The organism is Methylobacterium sp. (genome assembly GCF_019750675.1).
GTDB lineage: Bacteria > Pseudomonadota > Alphaproteobacteria > Rhizobiales > Beijerinckiaceae > Methylobacterium.
On record NZ_JAIEOF010000267.1, the window covers coordinates 1 to 4,412 of the forward strand.

The 4,412-nt window shown below is 70.4% G+C and carries 8 protein-coding genes; all 8 read right to left on the minus strand.

What is annotated here, in order from left to right:
* Nucleotides 1-139: 139 nt before the first annotated feature.
* The gene (locus tag K2X24_RS13890; RefSeq protein WP_292498982.1) at nucleotides 140-829 is read right to left on the minus strand and encodes a response regulator transcription factor; all 690 of its coding nucleotides are present in this window, start codon (nucleotides 827-829) and stop codon (nucleotides 140-142) included.
* Nucleotides 830-1,081: 252 nt separating this feature from the next.
* Nucleotides 1,082-1,978, minus strand: a complete 897-nt coding sequence (locus tag K2X24_RS13895) for a diguanylate cyclase (protein ID WP_292498976.1) — start codon at nucleotides 1,976-1,978, stop codon at nucleotides 1,082-1,084.
* 79 nt (nucleotides 1,979-2,057) lie between these two features.
* The gene (locus K2X24_RS13900) at nucleotides 2,058-2,522 is read right to left on the minus strand and encodes a hypothetical protein (protein ID WP_292498977.1); all 465 of its coding nucleotides are present in this window, start codon (nucleotides 2,520-2,522) and stop codon (nucleotides 2,058-2,060) included.
* A gap of 204 nt (nucleotides 2,523-2,726) precedes the next feature.
* Nucleotides 2,727-2,981: a hypothetical protein gene (locus tag K2X24_RS13905; protein ID WP_292498978.1), complete on the minus strand. Its 255-nt coding sequence runs from the start codon at nucleotides 2,979-2,981 to the stop codon at nucleotides 2,727-2,729.
* 170 nt (nucleotides 2,982-3,151) lie between these two features.
* Nucleotides 3,152-3,310, minus strand: a complete 159-nt coding sequence (locus K2X24_RS13910) for a hypothetical protein (protein ID WP_292498979.1) — start codon at nucleotides 3,308-3,310, stop codon at nucleotides 3,152-3,154.
* A 97-nt stretch (nucleotides 3,311-3,407) separates the two neighbouring features.
* The gene (locus K2X24_RS13915) at nucleotides 3,408-3,758 is read right to left on the minus strand and encodes a hypothetical protein (protein ID WP_292498980.1); all 351 of its coding nucleotides are present in this window, start codon (nucleotides 3,756-3,758) and stop codon (nucleotides 3,408-3,410) included.
* Nucleotides 3,755-3,937, minus strand: coding sequence for a hypothetical protein (locus tag K2X24_RS13920; protein ID WP_292498981.1), 183 nt, complete (start codon nucleotides 3,935-3,937; stop codon nucleotides 3,755-3,757). The genes K2X24_RS13915 and K2X24_RS13920 overlap by 4 nt, the downstream gene beginning before the upstream one ends.
* Before the next feature lie 313 nt (nucleotides 3,938-4,250).
* Entirely contained in the window at nucleotides 4,251-4,412 is a 162-nt protein-coding gene (locus K2X24_RS13925; protein ID WP_292498983.1) for a CrcB family protein, read from the minus strand.

The following is a 4,412-nucleotide window of genomic DNA, read 5'->3' on the forward strand; positions in this document are numbered from 1 at the left end:
GCGTCCGCTCTCGGCGGTCGACGAGAGCCTCACGCCCGCCCCCAGGCGGGTGCCCGCCCTCAGGCGGGTGCCCGCCCTCAGGCGGGTCGGGTCGCTGCGACGGGGGAAGAAACGCGCGGGAGCCCCTCGCCGGCCCGGCTCAGAGCCGGGCCAGCAGCTCCTTCGGGGCGATGCGGGTCACGCGCGCCCGCAGGCCGTTGTCCTGGCGCACCGGCTCGGCATCCAGCACCGGCGCAAGCCCGAGTTGGCGGGCCAGGGCGACGAGGTCCTTCAGACGACCGGTCTGGGTCTTGCGGCGCAGGTTGAGCCGGTGGGTCTCCACCGTGCGCACGCTGAGGCTCAGGCGGCGGGCGACCTCCTTGTTGCTGAAGCCGGCACTGAGAAAGCGCAGGATCTCGGCTTCCCGGGGCGTCAGGCCGTCGGCCGTCGTCGCGTCGGATCGGAGCGCCGCGTGCTGCGCCTCCGGGTTCGCCGCGAGGCCGAGGATCGCGGCGCAGACGTCGCGCGGCGCGGCGCTTCGGGCCACGAAGGCATCGGCCCCCGCCTGGACCAGCCGTCCCAGCAGGTCGGCCCGTAGGACGTCGAAGGCCACCAGAACGGTGACGCCGGGCCGGCGCCCCTTCAGCATGGCGATCCGCGACAGGGTCGCCGCGCCGGACTCCGCGCCGACGAAAACCAGGGCGACACTGCGCGCAGGCGCACCGGCCCCCGGGAGCAGGTCCGCCTCGTCCACGGTCTGAAGGCGGGGCTCGTGCTCCAGCACGGCGCGAAGGGTCGGTTCGAGCTCGCAGGGCTCGTCAACGATCAAGACGCCCACAGGTTGGTTCACGACTGTCATCCCCCATTGTCCCAGCGCGATACATCGCGCTCTTCCCAGGGGTGATCAGATCAAGTTCCGTTCCAGGGCTCTATTCACCAAGACTCTCGTCGCATCAGGACGGCGACGCGGCAAGACTCGCTAGACTTTGCCCGAGACTCGGGGCCACGCGCCAAATCTGTCGCCGCATTGAACAAATCGACGTTTCGCAACGGCACAATCTCAGCCCCGCGGCGGCCGTCAAAACGGTACAGGCCGGACGGGTCAGCCGGCGCGGGCCAGGACGAGGTCGGCGGCCGCGCTGACGACACGGTTGCGGCCCGTCGTCTTGGCCTCGTAGAGGGCGATGTCGGCGCGCTTGATCAGGCCCTCGATGGTGTCGCCCTCGAACCATTCGCTCACGCCGAAGCTGCAGGTCAGGCGGATCGGCACGCGGCCGCCGCGGATGCGCAGGGCCTCCACGGCGCGGCGCAGGCGCGTGGCGGTGGCCTCGGCCTCGGTTGCCGGCCGGTGGGGCAGCACGATGCCGAACTCCTCGCCCCCGAGGCGGCCGACGATCCCCTCGACGGCGAGTTCGCGGCAGACCGCCTGGATGGCGGCGTCGCCGACATCGTGGCCGTACTCGTCGTTGATGCGCTTGAAATGGTCGATGTCGAGGAGGATCGCCGTCATCCGCCCGTGGTCGCCGACGCGCTCGGCCGCGTCGCGGGCCTTCTGCAGGAAGGCCCGCCGGTTCAGGAGACCGGTGAGCGAATCCGTCTCCGCAAGACGGATCAGTTCACTCTGCATGGTGGTGAGGCGCTCGGCGGCCCGCAGGCGGGCGTGCAGTTCCTCGGGCGTCGGCGGCTTCTCGATGAAGTCGTCCGCTCCACTGTCCAGGGCCTCGGCGAGGTTCCGGGCATTGCGGGCCGAGGACATGGTGATGACGTAGAGGGGCCGGTTGGCCTCCGCCAGCAGGCGGGCCGACCAGCACAGTTCCAGCCCGCCGAGGGGCCGGACCTCGAGGCTGGTGATCAGCACGCGCACCGAGGCCGTGCCCTCGACATACGCGAGCGCCTCGGCGGAATCCGTGAAGGCCGTGACCGTATGGCCGTTCGGCTCAAGCAGCGCCGCGATCATCTTGAGGACGACCCGACTGGTGTCGACGAGGACGATGTGCATGGGGCCGCCGGACCGGGTTAGGGAAGTGTCGGTCACCCTGGCACGAACAGATTAAGGCCCCCTCAATCCGGGGTGCGTCTCAGCGCAGATCCGCCTGCCGCTGCGGCACGCCCACGGTGATCACGCGGGCACTGCCGGACCGCCGCTCGGCGACCGGCGCGAAGTGCGGGGCGGAGGACCGCGACAGGACCCGGGCCCGCGTCCGGCGCGTCTCGGATGTCGCCGTCCGGGGCGCTTCGATCACGTAGACGGTGGGTGTCCCGACGGGAGCGCTGCGGATGCCCGCCACCGTGGGGACGCCGTAGGTGCCGTAGCCCCAGGCGCTCGGAACGAGTTCGCTCGGCCGGGGAAAGCGGGTGAGCGGCGCACCGATATAGTCGCCGCGCAGCAGGGGCCCCGCATAGCTGTCTTCGTAGCCGAAGGGCACGGATCGGACGCCGTAGGATACGACCTGGGCCTGGGCGGAGCCCGCGAGGCCGACCGCGAGGAGAACGCCGACGAGGCCGAGGCCGTGGCGCCGGCGGGAGGTTGAGAACGCGATCATGCGAGGCCGAACTCCTGCCCTGGTCGATGCCCTGGTCGATCTGACCGATCGTGGATGAACCGCGCCGGATACCCCGTCGTTCCAGAATCCAGCCCGGCTGTCCCGCGTCGAAGACTGCTTAGGCGCGCATGCGGGCATGGAAAAACCCCGCCTCGCGGCGGGGTTCGGGGACATCGCATCGTCTCGGCGGACGCAGGGTTCCGTTCAGCGGCAGGTGGTCACCCGGCGCACGATCCAGCCCTCGCCCTCGACCCAGAGCCGACGGCGGGACCGGCTGCAATTGGCCGCGTCGTCCTCGGCCTCGGTCACGGCGGCCACCGGGGTGATCGCCGCTGTCGGGTTCGACACCTTGTCGGAACCCTGGCTCGTCAGGGGGGCGGCCTGGACGGCCGTGAGGCCGGCGCCGGCCAGCAGGAAGGCGCCCGCCAGTGCGGACACGCGCAGTCGATTGGCTCGCATCGAAGGTCTCGCTCGCATATCCGCGCAGGGACATGCTCTCAACGTGTCGGGATCATGCAGCGAGGCAGGCCTCGCATCTCGAACAGTTAAGTCGCGAGACCATGAAAGGGTTGCAGTCAAGCCGACTGCACCTCACGAAACCATGATCCCGGAATGCGGACCCCAACGCCTCAGGGCGTGGCCGTTACGCTGAGCATCGGCAGCGTCACGGCGAGATGCGTCACCGCCGGGCGCGGCGGTGCCCGCTCCGACAACGCGAAGGCGCCGAGCCCGAGGAGCAGGCTGAAGGCGATCAGCGACGTCTCGATGCCGCGATAGAACCCGTCCATCTCACTGCTCCCCCGCATTGGGCCGGCGGCCGGTCCTCGGCCGTCCGGCATGATCCGCCCGGGAGTGTGAGGGAATCGTAACCGGCGGCCGCGCCTGTCAGGCGTGCCCCAGGGTCACCATGCGGGCGAGGTCGGGCTCGGGCGGGTGCAGCAGGGCGGCGGCGAGGTTGGCCTCCAGGACGATGAGGTCGCAATCGGGGTCCGGTTCCCAGCCGCAGCGGCAGCCGTCGGCCCCTTCGTGCGCCCGCGCCACCTGGCGGTAGAGTGCGCCCACAACCCGGGCCGCCACCTCCAGGGCCGCCATGGCCGGCAGCGGCGCCCGGTTCAGGCTCTGCCAGAACGCCCGGCGCAGGGCCTCGTCGAGATGTCCCTCGGGGGACTGGACCTCGGGACAGGACGCGGCCGTCGACGCCGGGGCGGTGCCGATGCGGCCGTCGCGCGCGCTCATGCCCGCTCTCCCAGGCGCTCGCGCCAATGGGCGGGCACCAGGCCGGGCTCCGCCTCCGGCACGCCCGCGAGGGCATCGATGAAGTCGGTCAGCCGGTGCAGGCGCAGGTCGAGGGCGGACCCGTCCCACCACGCGATGCGCGCGCAGCCGCGCACCCAGTCCAGCGTGCGTTCCATCATTCCGCTCTCCTCGTCGATCAGGCCTACGAGAGCGTGCTTGAAAGCTTATCCTACCCTTGGCAAGCAATAACCAAAACATTGGAACAGATGTAATTTCGACCGATAACAGTCTTTCAAAGATCTCGATTTGGAAAAATTCCAGCCGCGGCGAAAACGACTGTCTCCGTCCGGGCTTATCGCCGGGCCCGCCCCCGCGCGGCAGCATCGGCCGCGACGGAGCCGGCGACGCGGGGTCGGTCGGACCATGGGCGTGCCCGCCCCGATCAGGCCGCTCGGGCGATTCGCGCATCGGGACGGGTGTGCGAATCGGCCTTCACAACACGAGGCGCATGAGCATCAGGCCGAGGAGCAGGCCGGCGAGACCGAGGACCACCGATCCGAGAATGTAGATCAGGGCCGCACCCACCTCGCCCCGCTCCAGCAGGAGAATGCCTTCGAGGGCGTAGGACGAGAAGGTGGTGAAGCCGCCGAGCAG